Origin of the sequence: Halopenitus persicus (genome assembly GCF_900107205.1) — an archaeon.
Taxonomy (GTDB): Archaea; Halobacteriota; Halobacteria; order Halobacteriales; family Haloferacaceae; genus Halopenitus; species Halopenitus persicus.
Genome location: NZ_FNPC01000003.1, coordinates 135050 through 153722 on the forward strand (window position 1 = coordinate 135050; position 18673 = coordinate 153722).

The following is an 18673-nucleotide window of genomic DNA, read 5'->3' on the forward strand; positions in this document are numbered from 1 at the left end:
TCCGCCCCCGTGGCTGTCGTCTTCCGTTCCCGTGGCCGTCGTCGTCCGTCCCCGTGGCCGTCGTCCTCCGCCCTCCGTCCTCGCAGCCGTCGTCGCAGCACGATCGACCACACGGATCGGCTCGAACGAGGCGGGCGACTCGACGCGGTCGGACGGCCGAAGCAATCGAACAACATATAATAAAAGAATAATATATTGAAATTCAATAGTTATCGAAACGCCACGGTATCCTCCGATCGTTCGGGTTCGAGGCGAAACGGGATATATTCCGGGTTTTAAGCCGTGAAACGATCGTTTACGGAACTCGTCACGATCGACGGAAAAATCGAGCCATATTCGACCTCGTCGCGAATTTTCGGTTTAACCGGCCTCTTCCCCGGAGTAATGCCGAGCCAACCAAACGATGTCGCGAACCGACCGATCGCTCCTAGTAATCATCATAGAATATATAGAATTTATAAAGCATAGATAATATTATATTTATTCCGACCAAAACGCCCGGCGTCGGAAACGCGTTCGGGATGGGGATTACAATATTAGGAGTGTAAATCGAGTCGGCGGTCAGGAGTATTCGAGCTTCAGCTCAATCTCGTTGGTGGCCGCCAACAACAGGTCCGGATACTCGCTGCGGAAGAGTTCGCCCTTGAATCGGTGTGCCGGGCCGGCGATGCTGATCGCGCCGTACACCTCGCCGTTGACGCCGGTGATCGTCGAGGCGACCGCCCGCAGGCCGAGGGTCGACTCCTGCTCGTTGAACGCGTACCCGCGTTCGCGGATCTCCTCGATCTCGGCGAGCAGCGTCTCGCGGTCGTCGATCGTGTGCGGCGTCACCTGTGACACGCCGTGTCGGTCGAGGACGTCCGCGACGAACTCGTCCGAGGAGGCGGCGAGGATGGCCTTCCCGGCCGCACTCGAGTGTATCGGGCCCCGCTTGCCGATCGTCGCGTCGGTCTTGACCGCGTTCGTGCCCGCCTCGGTGTAGACGTACATCCGACGACCGCCGTCCTCGACGATGAATTGCGAACGCTCGTCGGTTTCTCTGGCGATCTGGTCGACCTTCTCCTTGGCCAGGTCGAAGACCGGCTGGCGGGTCTGTGCGTGACCGCCGAGGGTGAGAAACCGGAGCCCGAGGTGATAGACGTCACCCTCCCGGTCGAGGTATCCGAGGTCGTCGAGCGTCGCGACGTGCCGGTGCACCGTGCTCGAGGCCATGTCCAGGTGCTCGGAGAGCTCGTCGATCCGGGCCCCGTCGAGTTCCTTGAGGGCGTGGACGATCGCGAACGTCTTCCGCGTCGTCTGGACGCCGCCCCCGTTCGTGTTCGCCATACGAACCGTACCGGTCGTGAATATATAAAGTCCCGCATATCGGAACGAGATACTGCCGCTCATCCCCGGCGATATGGGCTGGAACCGGGTCGCATCCGAATCTGATTCCGATCGGGCCACGCCCGTTACGTTATTTCGTGCGTATTCCGTATGTTTCGTACTCGTTCCCGAATCACGATCGTTATTGATCACTATTATTGGCAATAACATCGTCCTTCATTCAGCATCCACGACGAATCGACCGAGGAGTCCAATATCCAAGTTATCCCGTATTCCGGGACGGTCGAATCACGAACGCCTCGCTTACGGTCCGGTTCGCTTACGGTCCGGTTCGCTTCGGTCCGGAGCACGAGCACCGGCGGGAACGCGAGCCGATCGAGGGGAGAGCGATGGGTGGCGCGTGACGATAAGTGGAACGTGACGATGAGCGGAGCGCGACGATATGAAGGCGCGGCGAACGGGAAGGCGGTGGACGGGGAGCACGCTGGTGGGTCGGCAGCCAGGGACGTCGATGAGCGGGGCCGGAGCGACGACGTGGATGGCGATGCGGACGGGGACGTCGGCTCCCGCCGCGGCGGGACCCGGTTCAAAAGGTAACGACGGAGTCGTGACGACCTATTCCAGCAGCTCGGTCCGAAGTCGCCCGTCGTCGACGACGACGGTGTCGTCGAGCCGAACGGTCGGCGTCCGGATCACGCCGTCGAGGTGGATGTCGCTTTTGGTCGACCCGCCGAGCGACTCGTTGTCGCCGACCGCGAAGTGGATCGTGCCTGCACGCTTTTTATCCTCCGCGAGGTTTCCGATGAGCTTCGCCTTCGGATTCGTGCCGATCGCGAACTCGGCGAGGTTGCGGCCGTTTGCGTCGTTCGCCTCGAAGATCGCCTCGAGCTCCTCGGCGTCGGCGCCGCCGTCGACGTCGACGACGAACCCGTCCTCGAGGGTCAACTCGATCGGCTCCTCGAGCTGGCCGATGTTGTCCATCGAGACGTCGATGACGATCGTCCCGTTGGCGGTCCCCTCCTTGGGGTGGGTCGGCGCCTCGCCCGGCGGGAGGGTCGCGAAGCCGTACTCCTCGTGGAAGTAGCCGTCAAGCGAGAACGACTGGCAGCCCTCGATGCTGAACTCCACGTCGGTGCCCTTGTCGCTCGTGACGTGTGCGTGGTCCGCCTCGGTGATGATGTCCGCCAGCGCCTCCGTGCGCCGCCGGAGGGTCTCGAAGTCGACGGTCATCGCCCCCTCGACCATCATGTCCTCGGTGACGCTCCGAAGGATCCCGGTCCGGGTTCCGGCCTCGGCGGCCCGCAGCCGCGCTCGCGTGTGCGTGATCGCGTGTGTGGTGCAGGTGAAGGCGACGTCGGCCGTCTCCATCGCGTCCGCGACCATGTCGAGCGGCTCGTTGCCGTGGCTCTCGAGCAGCGGCATCACCGCGGTCACGACCTCGGCGTCGATCGCGTTCGCCGCCGTCGCGATGCTGCGGGCGACCTCGACCTTCCGCGGGTCGGCGATCACGAGGACCTCCTCGCCCTCCTGGACGTTCAGACAATCCTCGACGATACCGCGTGCGGCACTGGCCATTTCCAAGTCTAACATAGGTGACCTACTCACGCATTGCCGGCGACGGAAATATACTTTGGCTTCGCGGTCGCGCGCTTCCGCGGCGAGCCGGTTCGCACCCGGACGTCCCGTCCGGGCCCGGCGGCCGCGGCGCTTGCCTCGCTACTCCAGCGTGTAGTAGCCCGTGCCGTCCATCAGGCGACGCTGGGTCCGATACACCGTCACCGCGTCGACGGTGCCGGCGTCGGCGTCGACGTCCGCCGTGGCGGACATCGTGCCCTTCGGGTGCCCGAGCGTCACGGTGTCGCCGTCGAGGTCGGCGACCTCGTTCGGGATCGTCCCCGGCAGCAGCGCCGCGGCCGAGGTACAGGAGACGCCGGTCACGGCGTAGACCGGGTGTAGCTTCCCCATACTCATGTATCGAGCGAGGAGGTTGACTTCCGACGCCGCGACCGTCTCGCCGGTCGCGGTCTCGTAGTCGGCCGGCGGCGCGACCCAGACGATCTTCGGGTAGCCCGGCGACTCGGTCGACGCCCGTTCGGGGTCGTCGACGAGCCCGAGCTCCGCACAGACCGTTCCGCGGATGCGCTCGAGACGTTCGAGAAGCGCCTCGTCCGTGTCGACGTCCTCCTGTCTCTCCGTGGCGGTGAGCCCGAGGTCGGCGGCGCGGACGAACGCGATGGGCGTCGTGACGTCGATCACGCTCATCTCGATCGGGGCGTCCTCGCCCTCGACGTCGAGCTCGATTGTCGGACCGCCGAGCGGGAACAGCTCGTCGGTGACCGCGCCGGCGGGGTCGCGGAAGGTCGTGTCGTTCTTCGCGCCCGTCCCCGGGACGCCGTGGACCTTGAAGTCGCCCTTCGTCGCGGCGGCGCCGTCGGCAAGCGGCACGTGCTGGTCGATGTACGTCTCCGTGTTCGTGTTGTACAGCGCGAGATCGACCGCGTCGGCGTCCTCGTCGACGTCGACGAGCCCCTCGTCGACCGCGAACGCGCCGATCGCGCAGGTGAGGTTCCCGCAGTTGCCGCCGTAGTCGATGACCGGTTCGTCGACGGCGACCTGGCCGAAGGTGTACTCGACGTCGACGTCGGCCTCCTCGCTGGGGCCGACGATCATCAGCTTCGAGGTCGTCGAGGTCGCGCCGCCGAGCCCGTCGATCTGACGGTCGTCCGGGCTGCCGAACAGCGAGAGGATCGCCTCGTCCCGGTTCTCGTCGGGCACCTCGTCCTCGCGGATGAACACGCCCTTGCTCGTGCCGCCACGGACGATGGCGCACTCGAGGGACTGCTGGTCGCTCATTCGCTCGCTCCCGTGACCAACTCGTCGGCCTCCTCGGCCGCGATCTTCCCGTAGACGGCCGCGTTCGACAGGCCGGTGCCGCCCGGATAGTTGTCGAAGAAGAGGCCGCCGGTGGTGTTGCCCGCCACGTACAGCGAGTCGATCGGGCGGCCGACCGAATCGAGCGCGCGCGCCTGCGTATCCATTTTCACGCCGCCGAAGCCGAACGTGATCCCGCCGGTGACCGCGTAGCCGTAGAACGGCGGCTCGTCGATCGGGAGCGCCCAGTTGCTCTTCTCGAGCTCGAGGCCCTCGGTCGCGTTGCCGTCCAGCTCGTCGGGGTCGAACTCGCCGGGGTCACACGCCTCGTTGAAGCGCTCGATCGTCTCGGCACCGTCTTCGGGCGAGTCACAGCCGAGCTCGGCGAGGACCTCCTCGACGCTGTCGCCGACGACCGGGTCCGAGGGGCCGGTGGCGCGCATGTGCTCCTTCAGCGGATCGTCGATGACGATGAACGCCTCGTGGCCGGGCTCCTCGAAGATGATGCGGCCGAGCTTCGCGTAGGTGTGCGCGCGGGCGTCCTCGCCCTCGTCGAAGAAGCGCTCGCCGTCGTTGTTGATGAGCACGCCGAACTGGTAGCCGTCGACGCGGTTGGCGCCGCCCTCGAAGGCGGGCGCACCGCGGTCGATCAGGGCCATGTGTGCGCCGCCCCACTGGCCGGTTCCGTCGGCGCCGGCGTCGATGAGCATCTCGATGCCCTCGCCGGTGTTGTACCGGCTGCCGCGGACCGTCATCGCGTCGTAGTCGGAGCCGTAATACTTGGTCCGCTTCTCCTCGCTGGACTCGTAGCCGCCGGCGCCGACGATCACCGCGTCGGCGCGGAACTCGACGATGCCGTCGTCGGTTCGGGCCTTGATGCCGGCCGCGGCACCGTCGTCGTCGACGAGCAGCTCGCGGGCCTCGGTGCGGTAGTGGAACTCCGCGCCGTCGTCCTCGGCGGCCGCCACGAGGTCGGCGACGAGCTCCTCGCCGTCGAAGAAGGTGCGCGCGACGGTGTAGCCGACGTTGAGCGGCTCCATGTCCCAGGAGACGCCGCGCTCGGTCAGCCACTCGACCGTCTGCCCGGCGTTGTCGACGAGCGTTCGGGCGATGTCGTCGTCGGCACGCCCGTTCGTCTGCTTCATGATGTCGTCGAAGAAGTCGTCGGCGCTGTAGTCGGGAACGGCGAACTCGTAGCCGAACCGCTCCAGGTCCGCGTCGGTCGAGGGCACCCGGAACGACTCGCTGAACCGGGTGTGGCCCCCGCGGTGCTCCTTCGGCGCCTTCTCGAGGACGGCAACCTCGTGGCCCAGTTCGGCGGCCCGATTGGCGGCGGACAGTCCGGCGATCCCGCATCCCACGACGACGACGTCGTACTCCCTCGTTGCACTCATAGCTCTAGGTTAGTGCAACCGATAGATTGTAATAGGTGTTTCGTCAGCGGGACGAGGCGGTCCGCCTCCGGATCGGCAATGGGACCGTCGATCCCGACGGACCATCGGTTGCCGCCAGGTCGAGATTTGAGGCGTCAGAAACCTATTTACGTGCCTCATTGAAAGGGGAAAGCACGATGCACTCGGTTCAGGAGATGAAAGGTGCGAGTATCGTCGTCGAAACGTGTGCGGCCGTCGATCCCGGCGAGGACGTGTTGGTCGTCTCGGACTGGAAGGTCTCGGGCGTGGCCGAGCGGGTGGCCGCGGCCGCCAAGGAGCGCGACGCGAACGTCTCGATGGCGCTTATGGACCCGCGTGAGTACGACGGGAACGAGCCCGAGGAGACGATCGCGGCCGCGATGATGGAAGCCGACGTGATCATCACGCCCGTCCACCGGTCGATCACCCACTCCAGCGCCGTCGCGGAGGCCAAGGAGAACGGCGCGCGCGTCATCAGTATGGTCAAGTTCACCGAGGAACAGCTCGTCACGGGCGGGCTCTACGCCGACTACGAGGGTATGCGGCCCCACTGTGAGGAGATGGCCCGGAAGTTCACGGAGGCCAGCGAGGCGCGCGTGACGTCCCCGCAGGGGACCGACGTTACCGTCGGCCTCGAGGGACGCGACGGGAACGCCCACCCCGGGATCGCCGACGAGCCGGGCGAGTTCACCGCGCTGGTCCACATCGAGTCGAACATCGCCCCGGTCGAGGGAACGACCGAGGGGACGGTCGTCTTCGACGGCGCGATCCCCAACCTCGACATCGGCGTCCTCGAGACGCCCGTCGAGATGGAGATCGAGGACGGCGCGGTCACCTCGGTCGAGGGCGGCAAGGAGGCCGAGAAGATCGCCCGCGTCTGGGCCGACCACGACGACCCCGCGGTCTACAACATCGCCCAGCTCGCGGTCGGGATGAATCCCGAGTGTCCCGAGTTCAACGGCTGGTTCTCCAACGACCACGGCCGCTACGGGAACGTCCACTTCGGGATCGGCACCAGCAGCAACCTCGGCGGGACGACCCGCGCGCCGGTGCACTTCGACGCGATGATGGCCGAACCGACCCTCGAACTGGACGGCGAGGCGGTCGTCGAGGACGGGGAATTCACGTTCTTCTAGCGATCCTCGCATCCCGGGATCGTTCGTCATATTTCATCCACCGGACGGCGCCGAAGGATGACGACTTAAAACAGTACCAAAAATTATTTAAGTACTACTGGTCTCTTACCAGTCGGGTATGGCAGATAAACACACGACCTCGTCTACCGACAGACGTTCATTCATCAAGTACGCCGGAGCCGCATCGGCAGCCGCGATGACCGGCCTCGCCGGCTGTTCCGGAAACGGCGGCGGCAACGGAAACGGCGGCGGCAACGGAAACGGCGGCGGCAACGGAAACGGCGGCGGCAATGGCAACGGCGGCGGCAACGGAAACGGCGGCGGCAACGGCGACGGCAACGGTGACGGAAACGGCGGCGGGAGCGACTACCCGAACCAGGACATCCGCTACATCGTTCCGTTCTCGGAGGGCGGCGGTACCGACACCTACGCGCGCCAGATCATCCCGGAGATGGCGAACGAGCTCGGCGTGAACATCGCCATCGAGAACATCTCGGGCGCGGCGTCCCTCCGCGGGACCGGCGAGCTCTACTACTCCGACCCCGACGGCTACACCTTCGGCGGCTTCAATCCGCCGTCCACGCCGGTCTCGGCGATGGTGAACCCGCCGGACTTCGACCTGCAGGACCTCGTCGGCGTGGGCGCGTACGCCCGGACGCCGTTCGTGATCGTCGCGAACCCCGAACACGAGATCGAGAACATGGAGGACCTCGTCAGCCGCTATCAGGAGGGCGAGCTCTCGACCTTCGCCGGCAAGGAACGCGGCGGGGTCGACCACGTTCTCGCGCTCCTGATGCAGGGCAACGACGACTACAACCTCGCGTGGGAGCAGTACGTCGGCTACGCCGGGTCCGGTCCCGCCGTGCAGGCGTGTGTCTCCGGCGAGGTGCCGGCCACGATCAGTACCGACACCGCGGCCGAGGCTGCCGTCTCGGACGACCGCGTCGATACGGTCGCCTGTCTCTCCAGCGAGGGTACCTCCGTCTTCCCCGACCTGCAGTCGGTCACCGACGAGGGGTTCTCGAACATCGACTTCCTCGGCCAGCTGCGCCGCGGAATGTTCCTCCCGCAGGGTGCGTCCGACGACATCGTGCAGACGCTCACCGGCGCGCTCGAGACCGCGCTGCAGACGGACCGCGTCCAGGAATGGTCCGAGAACACGGGGAACGTGATCGAGTACGGCGGACCGTCGGCGGCCGAGGACGCCGTCGCGAACGCCTTCGAGCAGGTCCCCGAGAACGTCGACCTCGAATCGATCCGTCAGTCGTCCTAATCGGCTGCTCCCCGGTTTCGACGGCTCGTTCGAACAAACGGATATTTTTATAACAGTGTGCTCATCAATCACGTACGTATGGTGGCTATGACAGAACACGCATCGCATCCGCGTTCCGTCGGTGAACCATGACCGCACAGGAACTGTACCGCCGCCTGGTTGAGGACGTCATCGACGCCGAGAAGCTGCTCGTCGCGATGATGGTCGTCTCCTCGGGCTATATGCTCTGGGGAACGACCCAGTTCAGCATCGATCGCGCCGCGCGATTCCCTCGACTCGTGGCGAGCGTCGTCTTCATCGGCTCGCTGCTGCTGTTGTTCCAGGCGTACCTTCCCGCCGTGTTACGCAACGCGCTGCTCAGCGAGGGCGCGGCCTTCGAGGCGAGCGACGAGTTTACCGAAAAGGAGTCGGAGATCGAGGAACCGACGGCCGAGACCGAGTCGGAGGAGATCTCGTCCGTCGGTCGGCCGATCCACGACTCGGTGTTCACCGCCATCTCGGTGGTCGGCTACGGACTCGTCGGCTACGCGATCGGCCTCCTGTGGGCGAGTCCGCTGTTCGTGCTGCTCTACGCCCGCTGGTTCCGGATCGACCTGCTGCGGACCGTGATCCTCGCAGTCATCGGATTCGGGATCGCGTATAGCTTCATGATCGTCCTCACCGTCCCGATGGACGGCGGGGCGCTCCTCTTCCAGGATGGTGTCTCATGGCTGCCACGATAGCCGCCCTCACGGAGGCCGCCGGAACGCTGTTCAGCTGGCCGACCCCGCTGTGGGTCGCCGTCGGGCTGATCCTCGGGATGATCGCGGGCGCGCTTCCCGGGGTCGGATCGTCGCTGGGGATGGCCATCGTCCTTCCGCTGACCCTCCCGTTGGGACCGATCAACGCCCTCGTGCTGCTGGTGAGTATGTACAGCGGCGCGATGTACGGCGGCAGCATCGCCGCGATCCTGGTGAACGTTCCCGGGACCGGCGCCGCCGCCGCGACCACCTTCGACGGCTATCCGATGTCGAAGCAGGGACGGGCGATCGAGGCCCTCTCGATATCGGCGACGTCCTCGGCGCTCGGCGGGTTCCTGACCGTTCTCACCCTGATCGCGATCTCGCCGATCCTCATCGAGGCCGTCCTGCTGTTCGGAACGCCGGAGTACTTCCTGATGGCGGTGCTCGGGCTCTCGATGATCGGCGTCGTCGCACAGGGGTCGGTCGTGAAGGCGATCATCGCCGGCGCCTTCGGAATGTTGCTGACGACGATCGGGATCGCGCCGAACTCCCCGGAGCTGCGGTACACCTTCGGAAGCCTGGCGCTGTACGACGGGATCGACTTCATCGCGGCGCTGATCGGGATGTTCGCGATCGCCGAGATGATCAAGCTCTCCGCCCAGACCGGCGGGATCGCCGACTCGGACATCGACCTCGACGGGAGCGTGCTCGCGGGCATCAAAACCGCGATCAGCCGTCCGGTCACGCTGATCAAATCCAGCTTCATCGGGATGTTCATCGGCGCCGTTCCCGGCTCGGGAGCGACCGTCTCGAACTTCATCTCCTACGGCGAGGCGATGCGGAGCTCCGACAACCCCGAGGCGTTCGGGAGCGGCGAGCCCGACGGCGTGATCGCCTCGGAGGCGTCCAACAACGGCACCATCGGCGGGTCGCTGATCCCGACGATCTCGTTCGGGATCCCGGGCAGCGGATCGACCGCGGTCCTGCTGGGCGGGCTGTTGATGCACGGCCTCCGTCCGGGTCCGCAGCTGTTCGACGCGGAGCTGGCCACGACGTACACGTTCATGCTCGCTCTGCTGGCGGGGAACGTCTTCATCCTCTTCGTCGGCGTGTTCGTCGTGACGCGGCTGGGACACCTCACGCAGGTCGACACCAAATACATCGTTCCGACGATCATCGTCCTCTCGATGATCGGCGGGTACACGCTCCGAACGAACTGGGTCGACGTCGCGACCGTCGTCTTCCTGGGGCTCTTCGGATATCTGATGGTGAAGTACAACTACTCGGTCATCGCGTTCGTCCTGGGAGTCGTCCTCGGACCGATCGCGGAGGAGAACCTCATCCGGTCGCTCCAGCTGTCGGGCGGCTCCTACGACATCTTCGTCACCAAGCCGCTCTCGCTGCTCATCGTGATCGCGATCCTGGTCATCCTGTTCGGCCCGGTGGTCAAACCCCAGCTCGAACGGCTGATCTCCTGACGGCGGAGCAGTCTGCGGCTTTTCGACGGCGGACGTGATCCCGTTTTGTGACCGCCGGTACGATCCACGTTTTCCACGGCGCCGACCACGTCGATCCCGGTCGATCGGCGCCCGATTCGAGAGCGACGTCGGGACCGATCCGAGGTTCGAACCGGGGTTCCGAATGTCCCGGCGGTATCCCGGGGTTTCGACAGATATATTCGCCGATGCGTCATCTGGCCAGCCAATGCCAGCAGACGACGGTGGCTCGTTCTCGCCACCGACCCGGTTCGAACGGGTCCTGTCGGTCGAGGGGATAGGAGTCGGTCTCGCAGCAGTCATACTCGTCGCCGGGACGTGGCTCGTCTCGGTCCCGGGGATGAGCGCCGAGAGCCAGACCGTCCTGACCGTCTTCGGCGTGGCGTTGGCGCTGTGGCTCTCGAAGGCGGTGCCGTACACGATCTCCAGCGTGCTCGTGGTCACGCTGCTGTTCGCGCTCGGGGCGGTCGACAGCTTCGAGACGGCCGTCGGCGGGTTCGCCTCCACGCTCGTGTTCTTCCTGTTCCTCCTGTTGCTGCTCGGCCAGACGATCTCAAGCGTCGGCCTCGACGAACGGGCGGCCCAACGGCTGCTCTCGGCCCAGAGCACGCCGAAGCGGACGGTTCGGTCGCTCGGGGCCAACATCTTCGCGCTCTCGTTTCTGATGCCCTCGGCGGTCGCGCGGGCGGTCACCTTCATTCCGGTCGTCAGGCGGCTCACCGAGACGTACGGGCTCGCGGAGGACAGCGACTTCACCCGCGCGTCATACCTCGTTCTCGGCCACGTGAACCCGATCGCCTCGATGGCGCTGATGACCGGCGGCGGGATGGCGATCATCACCTCGCAGGTGATCAACGCCGACGTCCGGACGATCACGTGGGTCGAATGGGCGATCGTGATGATTCCGCCGGTGATCGTGCTCTACGGGCTCTCGACGCTGGCCGCGGTGCGCATCTACGACGTCGACGACACCGTCACGATCGACGACAAGGCGGCGACCGACGGCGGGGACCCGACCGCAGAGAACGAGGGGAAAACGGCGGACGACGTGGCGGACGACCCGTCCGCCGACGATCCGCCGACCGACGGTCCGGTCGACGACCTCGCTGAGTCCGTCGTCGACGGGACCTCGGAGCCGCTCACGCGCGACCAGCGCATCGTCGGCGGCGTGATGGGCGCCACCGTGATCGCGTGGATCCTCGGATCGTTTTTGGGCGTGCCGACGATCGTTCCCGCGATCGGGGCGGTCACCGCCCTGTCGCTGCCCGGCGTCCGGATCATCACCGCCGACGACGTCGCCGACGTCAGCTGGGGGATCCTCTTTCTGATCGGCGCGATGTTTTCGATCCTCGACGTGATGGAGACGTCGGGCACGCTGACGCTGCTCGTCGAGACGATCACGGTCTACATCCCCTTCGCCGCGATGGCGCCCTGGCAGGTCGTCGCGACGCTGCTCGTGATCGCCGCGGTGCTCCGGTCGTTCTTCTCGACCGCCTCGGCCGCGATCATCATCGTGCTCCCCATCGTGCTGGAGTTCGCGGCGTTCCTCGGCGTGAACCAGCTGTTCCTGGCCTTCTCGGTGCTCATTATGGTCGGGTCGACGACGTTCCTCCCGTTCAACACGACGTCGGTCCTGCTCTCGTTCGATTACGGTCCCCTCTCGAACCGGGACGTCCTCGCCTTCGGGCTGGTGACGATGGTCTTCGGAAGCGTCGTGATCGTTGCCTCATGGCTGTTCTACTGGCCGCTGGTGCTGTAGACGTCGACCGGGACGACTCGCTCGTCGTCACCGCCGCCGGATCGCCGTCACCGCCGCCGGATCGCCGCCACCGTCGGCGGGATCAACGTGCCCGCCCGCCGTCGCCGCCGTCCGGCGTCACGAACTGACGGCAACTACAACTTATAAGACCCACCCCGTCGTTGTACCCGATAGCTATGACAGTAGTCGTCACGGTCGACGTCGAGACCGCCGCCGACGAAGCCGACCGGTCAGCGGTGATCCGCGAGGCGGCGAAGATCGCATCGGCGTTCGACGAGGAGCTCCACGTCGTGCACGTGTTGAGCCAGTCGCGATTCAGGGAGATGGAACAGGAGAGCGTGGAGGACACCGGGAAGACGATCGAGATGGACGCCATCCGGGAGGTCGCCCGTGACGTCGCGGACGAAGCCGCGTCCGGGGTCGTCGAGGAGTACACCCCCGTCGGCCTCGTCGGGTCGGCGGACGACGAGATCGTAAAGTACGCCAAGCGGCAGGACGCATCCTACGTCGTGCTCGGCGGCAAGCGGCGCTCCGCGGTCGGGAAGGCGCTCTTCGGGAGCGTCACGCAGTCGGTGCTTCTGAACGCGCCGATGCCCGTGCTGACGGTGCCGCCCGAAGACGCCGACGCGTGATACTCGATGACCGACCGACTCACGACGCTCGTTGACCAGGACGTAAAGCCACGCGGCCCGCTGCAGGCGGGCCTCGACGACCGCTTCGACGTGACCGTCGGGGGATCCAACGTCCCCGCGGAGCTGATCGCCGACCTCGAGGGGGTCGACGTGCTGTTCACCACCTCGCGGCTCCCGCTCACCGAGGCGGTGATCGAGGCGAGCTCGCTGTCGATCATCGCCAAGATCGGGACGGGGCTGGACAGCATCGACCTCGAGGCCGCCGAGGAACACGGCGTCACCGTCGTCTACACGCCGGGAATGAACGCCCGCTCGGTCGCCGAGCACGCGCTCACCCTGCTGTTGGCGGTCAAGCGCAACGTGCGGATCGGCGGGAACGCGCTCCGGGACGGGAAGTGGCGCGACGAGGTGCCGAACGCCAGCCCCGTCACCGACACGACCGTCGGGATCGTCGGGTTCGGCAACGTCGGGAGCCGGCTGGCCGGGCTGCTCTCGGGGTTCACCGCGGAGGTGCTGACGAGCGACCCCTACGTCCACGAGATCGACACGGACGTCACCGGCGCGACCCTGACGGACCTGGAGACGGTCGTCTCCGAGTCGGACGCGGTCGTCGTCACCGCCGAGCTGACCGCGGAGACCGAGGGCCTGATCGACGCCGAGGTCCTCTCGACGATGAAGGACTCCGCGGTCCTCGTGAACACGGCTCGCGGCCCGATCGTCGACCAGGACGCCCTGATCGAGGCGCTCGACGCCGGGTCGATCGCGGGCGCCGGCCTCGACGTCTTCGAGGAGGAGCCGCTGCCGGCCGACTCCCGGCTCCACGAGTTCGACAACGTCGTGGTGACGCCGCACATCGCCGCCTCCTCCGAGGTCGCCCGAACGAACATCGTCGAGACGCTCGCCGATCTGACGACGCGATACCTCGCCGGGGAGCCGCTGCCGGAGCGGTTCGTCGCGACCGCGGCCGACGCTCCGGTGCAGGAGTAGATCGACCGAACCGATCTCCGGTGACGGAACCGATCCCCGGTGACGGAACCGATCCCCGGTGACGGGACCGGTGGTCAACCGCCACCCGACCCGACGCAGCGGGCGCTCGGCGGGAAAGCGCGTGTTTTTTTACGCCGCTCGGGCAATCGACACTCGATCATGACCACGGACCACGTAACCGTCCCCGAGGACGGCGAGAAGATCACGCTCGCCGACGAGGAGACCGGCGAGCTGAACGTTCCCGCCAACCCGATCATCCCGATCATCCACGGCGACGGGATCGGAACCGACGTCGGCCCGGCCGCACAGCAGGTGCTCGACGCCGCCGCTGAGGCGACCGGCCGCTCGATCGCCTGGATGCGCGTCCACGCTGGCGAGTCCGCCCGCGAGAAGTACGACGAGAACCTGCCCCAGGAGACCGTCGACGCGATCCGCGAGCACCGCGTCGCGATCAAGGGTCCGCTCACCACGCCGGTCGGCGCCGGCTTCCGCAGCCTGAACGTCGCGCTGCGCAAGAAGCTCGACCTGTTCGCCAACGTCCGCCCGACCTACTACCTCGAGGGCGTCCCGTCGCCGGTGACCGACCCCGAGGAGATGGACATGGTCACCTTCCGGGAGAACACCGAGGACGTCTACGCCGGCATCGAGTGGGAGGCCGGCAGCGAGGAGGTCCAGCAGGCCAAGGAGTTCGTCGAGGAGGAGATGGGCATCGACGACATCATCCACGACGGTCCCGTCGGCATCGGCGTCAAGCCGATCACCGAGTTCGGCTCGAAGCGGCTGATCCGCGAGGCGATCGACTACGCGCTCGCGAACGGCCGCGACACGGTGACGCTCGTCCACAAGGGGAACATCATGAAGTTCACCGAGGGCGCGTTCCGCGACTGGGGCTACGAGCTCGCCGAGGAGGAATACGGCGAGGACGTCATCACCGAGGACCAGCTGTGGGACGAGCACGACGGCGACCAGCCCGAGGGCACCGTCGTCGTCAACGACCGCATCGCGGACAACATGCTCCAGCAGGTCCTCACGCGGACCGACGAGTACGACGTCGTGGCGACGATGAACCTCAACGGCGACTACTTCTCGGACGCCGCCGGCGCCCAGATCGGCGGCCTCGGCATCGCGCCGGGCATCAACCGCGGCCACGGCCGCGCGCTCGCCGAGCCCGTCCACGGCTCCGCGCCCAAGTACGCCGGCGAGGACAAGGTCAACCCGACCGCGATGATCCTCTCGGGCCGCGAGATGCTGGAGTACCTCGGCTGGTCCGACGCGGCCGACCTCGTCCGCGACGCGGTCGAGGAGACCATCGCCTCCGGCCGGGTCACCTACGACCTCCACCGGCAGATCGAGGGCGGCGAGAAGCTCGCGACGAGCGAGTTCGCCGACGCGGTCGTCGAGAACATCGAGGACCTCGCGTAGACGCTGCGCCCGCGGCCGCGCCATCGCGGTTGCGGCGGCGCTTCCGACCACGACGCGCTTCATACTTTTCGACGCGCTCGACGTTCGACCACTGGCGAGGCCGAGGTATAAATACGCTCCGCGCATCCCTCGCGTATGGTACGCGACTACGATCGGGACGCGATCCCGTCGGTGTACAACCTCCAGGACGCACCGGCAGCCCGGGAGGGGCCCGGCTTCAGGCAGGTGGTCTTCCGCGGGATCGACCAGCTGATCGGCTTCACCGAGATCGGTCCCGAACGCGAGGCGAGCCCGCCGCACGACCACCCCTTCGAACAGATGAACATGCTGCTCGACGGCGAGCTCGACTTCCTCGTCGACGGCGAGCGCGTCTCGCTGGAGCGGTACGACGCCGTGACGATCCCGCCGGAGGTCGAACACGCCTCCCGGGCGGTCTCGGAGGAGACGGCGACCCTGCTCGCCGTCTGGCCGCTTCGTGAGGACCGGGTCGACGCGACCGACTACCAGCGGGAGTTCCCGACCGCGAACCCGGACGCGTGAACCTCGGTCGCCCAACCCCGGACGCGTAATCCCCGGCCGCCCGAACCCGGACCGCCCAAACCCGAACCGCCCAAACTCGAACCGCCCGAAAACAACCGGCAGCCGCTGCCGGATCCATCCCCGATAGGCCGACGGCCGTCCTCCGGGCGGTATGGATCTCTCCGGACGCACGGCGATAGTCACGGGCGCGAGTCGGAACATCGGCCAGGCGATCGCGATTCGACTGGCCGAGGCCGGCGCGGACGTGGGGTTGACGGCCCGGTCGAACGAGACGGGATGCCGTGAGACCGCGGACCTGATCGAGGAGACCGGCTCGAGCGCGGCCGTCGAACTGGGCGATCTGGCGGACCCCGAGGCGATCGAGCGGGTGGTCGAGGGGCTTCGCGACGAGCTCGGACCGGTGGACGTGCTCGTGAACAACGCGACCGTCCGGCCCTCGAAGCCGTTCGACGAGATCGAACCGGAGGACGTCGACCGCGTCACCGACGTGAACTTCCGCGGGCTCCTGCTGACGACGCAGGCGGTCGTCCCGGAGATGCGCGAGCGGGGCGGCGGCTCGGTGATAAGCCTCATCGGCGCGATGGTCTACCTCGGCAAGCACGGGCACGCCCACTCGTACGGCTCGAAGCTCGGCATCGAGGGACAGGTACGCCAGCTCGCCACCGAGCTGGGGTCGGACGGGATCCGCGTCAACGGCCTCTCGCCGGGACTGATCGACGTCGACCGTACCCGAACCGAGGAGTGGGAGCGGATCGAGCGGGAGGTGATCGAGTCGACGCCGCTGGGCCGGCTCGGACAGCCCGAGGAGGTCGCTGACGCCTGCTGTTTCCTCGCCTCCCCGGCGTCCTCCTTCGTCACCGGCCAGGTGCTTCACGTCAACGGCGGCACGTACCCGACGCCGACGCTGGTGCCGGAGTGAACGCGGAAATGGGGAGTTCCGACCCTACAGCACCCGCCGGCTCCAGCCGCCGTCGACGGGGATCACGGAGCCCGTGATGTAGCTGGCGGCCGGCGAGGAGACGAACGCGACGGCCTTCCCGAACTCCTCGGTGGTGCCCATCTCGGCCACGGGCAGCTCCGCGACGCGCAGCTCGCGGACCTCGGCCTCCGAGATCCCCTCGCGCTCGGCGCGGGCCTCGATCTTCTCCTCGATGCGGTCCGAGAGGACCCCGCGGGGGGCCACGCAGTTCGACCGGATCCCGTGGTCGCCCTCCTCGTTGGCGAGGACCTTCGAGAGCCCGTAGATGCCCGGTCGGAACACGTTCCCGATCGTGCCGTGAGGCGTCGGTTCCCGGGCGGAGGCCGCCACGAGATGGGTGATCGCGCCGCCGGACTCCCGCAGCGTCGGCAGCGCGGCCTTGCAGAGCGCGACCGTACTTCTGAGCACGTCGTTGTACCCCGAATCGAAGGCGGCCAGCGACGTGTCCGCGAACGACGTGTTCTCCGGCCCGCCGTGGTTGGTCACGAGGACGTCCAGCCCGCCGAGCTCGTCGATCGCCGACTGGACCGCGTCCTCGATCGCGTCGGCGTCGGAGAGGTCCAGCTCGACCGGCACGACCGCCGACGACTCGCGGTCGGTCGCCTCGAGGATCGACTCCCGTGCGGTCTCGAGGTTCTCCGGATTCCGCGAGGCGATCGCGACCGAGGCACCCTCGGCGACGAACTGCTCGGCCGCCCCGCGGCCCAGTCCCTTGCTTCCCGCCGCGATGAACACAGACGCGTCTTCCAGTCCGAGATCCATACCCGCGTGTGGGGCGCCCGCAGGTTAACCGATCCGGTCGCGGACGGCCGATCGATCGCTTGCAGCCGCCGGAACCGTTCGGACGTTCGCCGGAACCGTTCGGACGTCCGCCGAAACCGTTCGGACCTCCGCCGAAACCGTTACCGATGCGCCGAGCCGACGGTGTTCGATGCTCGATCGCCGTCCCGATTAAATATTTATAAAGTGATAGTTTTAAGATAGAAAAACGAATACGAATCCTCCGGCGTGTTCGTCGGCTCGCTCGCATCTTATAAAGGAACGCCCGTTTTTAACGGATCGACATATAAAGGGGCGTTCGATTATTTATATGACCTCCCGGGGATCGCCGTTGTGAAACCATTTGGAAATACTACCGTATCCGACGTGTTTCTTATAAATAATGTGGTTGTTTGAGCGATCCGGTTCGGCGGCCGGTTCCGGGTACGGTGCCTACAGATTGGACTTGCCGGAGCCGCCGTCGATCGGGATCGCCTGGCCGTTGATGTAGCCGGCCTTCGGCGAGGAGAGGAACGCGACGGTGTTGCCCAGCTCCATCGGGTCGCCGATCCGACCGAGCGGGTTCGAGGAGCCGCGCTCCTTGAGGCCCTGCTCGTAGCTCTCGTACTCGCCGCGCTCGACGCCCTGCTCGATCAGGTCCTCGATCCGGGAGGTCTCGTGGGCGCTCGGCAGCACCGCGTTGGCGCGAACCTCCGGCGCGAGCTCCTTGGAGACCGTCTTCTCGAGCCCGATGACGCTCATCCGGACCGAGTTCGAGAGCACCAGCGAGTCGATGGCCTCCTTGACGCTGCGGGAGGTGATGTTCACGATCGTGCCGCCGCCGTCGGCCTGCAGGGGGTCGGCCGCCTCGCGGACGAGCCGGACGACGCTCATCACCAGCAGGTCGTAGGCCTTGTACCAGTCCTCGTCGTCGGTCTCCATGAAGGGACCGCTCGGCGGGCCGCCGGCGGAGGTGACGAGGTGGTCGAGACCGCCGAACTCGTCGACGGTCGTCTCGACGAGATTCCGGATGTCGTCCTCGTCGGTCAGATCGCCCTGGATCGGGAGCACGCGGGCCCCCGCTGCGGCCTCCTCGCGAAGCTCCTCGGCGGCCGCCTCGAGTTCCTCCTCGTCGCGGCCGTTGATCGCGACGTTGACGCCCTCGCGGGCGAGCGCGGTCGCCGATGCGTTCCCCAATCCACGGCTCGAGGCCGTGACCAGTGCTGCGTTGCCGGCTATTTCCAGATCCATACCAACCGGTACCGAACCAGCCACTAAAACCCTTCCCGAATCCGGCCGGATCGACCGGAACCGACGACGCCTCGATCCGCGCACGGCCACGAAGTTTCGCCCGAGACG

General features: G+C 66.7%; 17 protein-coding genes. 11 read left to right on the top strand and 6 right to left on the bottom strand.

The genetic code is table 11. The annotated features are described in order from the left end of the window. Positions 1-561: 561 nt before the first annotated feature. On the bottom strand, positions 562-1326 hold the full coding sequence (locus tag BLV25_RS05890; protein WP_092731396.1) for an IclR family transcriptional regulator: 765 nt from the start codon (positions 1324-1326) through the stop codon (positions 562-564). A 393-nt stretch (positions 1327-1719) separates the two neighbouring features. On the opposite strand from BLV25_RS05890, the gene BLV25_RS05895 reads away from it, so the two are divergent. Beyond that, a complete protein-coding gene (locus BLV25_RS05895) occupies positions 1720-1923 on the top strand; it encodes a hypothetical protein (RefSeq protein ID WP_143114389.1) in 204 nt (67 codons plus the stop codon). Between the two features lie 18 nt (positions 1924-1941). On the opposite strand, the gene BLV25_RS05900 is transcribed toward BLV25_RS05895, so the two are convergent. From BLV25_RS05900 to tcuA, 3 genes are all read right to left on the bottom strand, one after another. Beyond that, positions 1942-2916, bottom strand: a complete 975-nt coding sequence (locus BLV25_RS05900; protein WP_092731398.1) for an aminopeptidase — start codon at positions 2914-2916, stop codon at positions 1942-1944. 126 nt (positions 2917-3042) lie between these two features. After that, positions 3043-4179, bottom strand: coding sequence for a 2-methylaconitate cis-trans isomerase PrpF family protein (locus BLV25_RS05905; protein WP_092731400.1), 1137 nt, complete (start codon positions 4177-4179; stop codon positions 3043-3045). Beyond that, positions 4176-5591, bottom strand: a complete 1416-nt coding sequence (tcuA, locus tag BLV25_RS05910; RefSeq protein WP_092731402.1) for an FAD-dependent tricarballylate dehydrogenase TcuA — start codon at positions 5589-5591, stop codon at positions 4176-4178. The genes BLV25_RS05905 and tcuA overlap by 4 nt, the downstream gene beginning before the upstream one ends. Positions 5592-5767: 176 nt before the next feature. On the opposite strand from tcuA, the gene BLV25_RS05915 reads away from it, so the two are divergent. The 10 genes from BLV25_RS05915 (at position 5768) to BLV25_RS05960 (ending at position 16495) form a co-directional block, all read left to right on the top strand. Then, the gene (locus BLV25_RS05915; RefSeq protein ID WP_021073760.1) at positions 5768-6745 is read left to right on the top strand and encodes an aminopeptidase; all 978 of its coding nucleotides are present in this window, start codon (positions 5768-5770) and stop codon (positions 6743-6745) included. A 118-nt stretch (positions 6746-6863) separates the two neighbouring features. Then, positions 6864-8018, top strand: coding sequence for a Bug family tripartite tricarboxylate transporter substrate binding protein (locus BLV25_RS05920; protein ID WP_143114390.1), 1155 nt, complete (start codon positions 6864-6866; stop codon positions 8016-8018). Positions 8019-8146: 128 nt separating this feature from the next. After that, complete coding sequence (locus BLV25_RS05925) at positions 8147-8740, top strand: tripartite tricarboxylate transporter TctB family protein (protein ID WP_021073762.1); 594 nt, start codon at positions 8147-8149, stop codon at positions 8738-8740. Further along, the gene (locus tag BLV25_RS05930) at positions 8725-10218 is read left to right on the top strand and encodes a tripartite tricarboxylate transporter permease (RefSeq protein WP_021073763.1); all 1494 of its coding nucleotides are present in this window, start codon (positions 8725-8727) and stop codon (positions 10216-10218) included. The genes BLV25_RS05925 and BLV25_RS05930 overlap by 16 nt, the downstream gene beginning before the upstream one ends. Before the next feature lie 226 nt (positions 10219-10444). Then, complete coding sequence (locus BLV25_RS05935) at positions 10445-11995, top strand: SLC13 family permease (protein ID WP_021073764.1); 1551 nt, start codon at positions 10445-10447, stop codon at positions 11993-11995. Positions 11996-12171: 176 nt separating this feature from the next. After that, a complete protein-coding gene (locus BLV25_RS05940; protein WP_092731404.1) occupies positions 12172-12627 on the top strand; it encodes a universal stress protein in 456 nt (151 codons plus the stop codon). A 6-nt stretch (positions 12628-12633) separates the two neighbouring features. Then, complete coding sequence (locus tag BLV25_RS05945; RefSeq protein WP_092731406.1) at positions 12634-13614, top strand: NAD(P)-dependent oxidoreductase; 981 nt, start codon at positions 12634-12636, stop codon at positions 13612-13614. A 159-nt stretch (positions 13615-13773) separates the two neighbouring features. Further along, the gene (gene icd / locus BLV25_RS05950; protein ID WP_021073767.1) at positions 13774-15036 is read left to right on the top strand and encodes an isocitrate dehydrogenase (NADP(+)); all 1263 of its coding nucleotides are present in this window, start codon (positions 13774-13776) and stop codon (positions 15034-15036) included. A 135-nt stretch (positions 15037-15171) separates the two neighbouring features. After that, entirely contained in the window at positions 15172-15576 is a 405-nt protein-coding gene (locus BLV25_RS05955; protein ID WP_092731408.1) for a cupin domain-containing protein, read from the top strand. Positions 15577-15727: 151 nt separating this feature from the next. Then, positions 15728-16495, top strand: coding sequence for an SDR family NAD(P)-dependent oxidoreductase (locus BLV25_RS05960; RefSeq protein WP_021073769.1), 768 nt, complete (start codon positions 15728-15730; stop codon positions 16493-16495). Between the two features lie 24 nt (positions 16496-16519). Here the strand turns inward: BLV25_RS05960 and BLV25_RS05965 are convergent, their stop codons facing one another. Together BLV25_RS05965 and BLV25_RS05970 are read right to left on the bottom strand one after the other, a co-directional pair. Continuing rightward, a complete protein-coding gene (locus BLV25_RS05965) occupies positions 16520-17317 on the bottom strand; it encodes an SDR family oxidoreductase (protein ID WP_039401770.1) in 798 nt (265 codons plus the stop codon). 450 nt (positions 17318-17767) lie between these two features. Next, the gene (locus BLV25_RS05970; RefSeq protein ID WP_021073771.1) at positions 17768-18565 is read right to left on the bottom strand and encodes an SDR family oxidoreductase; all 798 of its coding nucleotides are present in this window, start codon (positions 18563-18565) and stop codon (positions 17768-17770) included. Between the last annotated feature and the right edge of the window lie 108 nt (positions 18566-18673).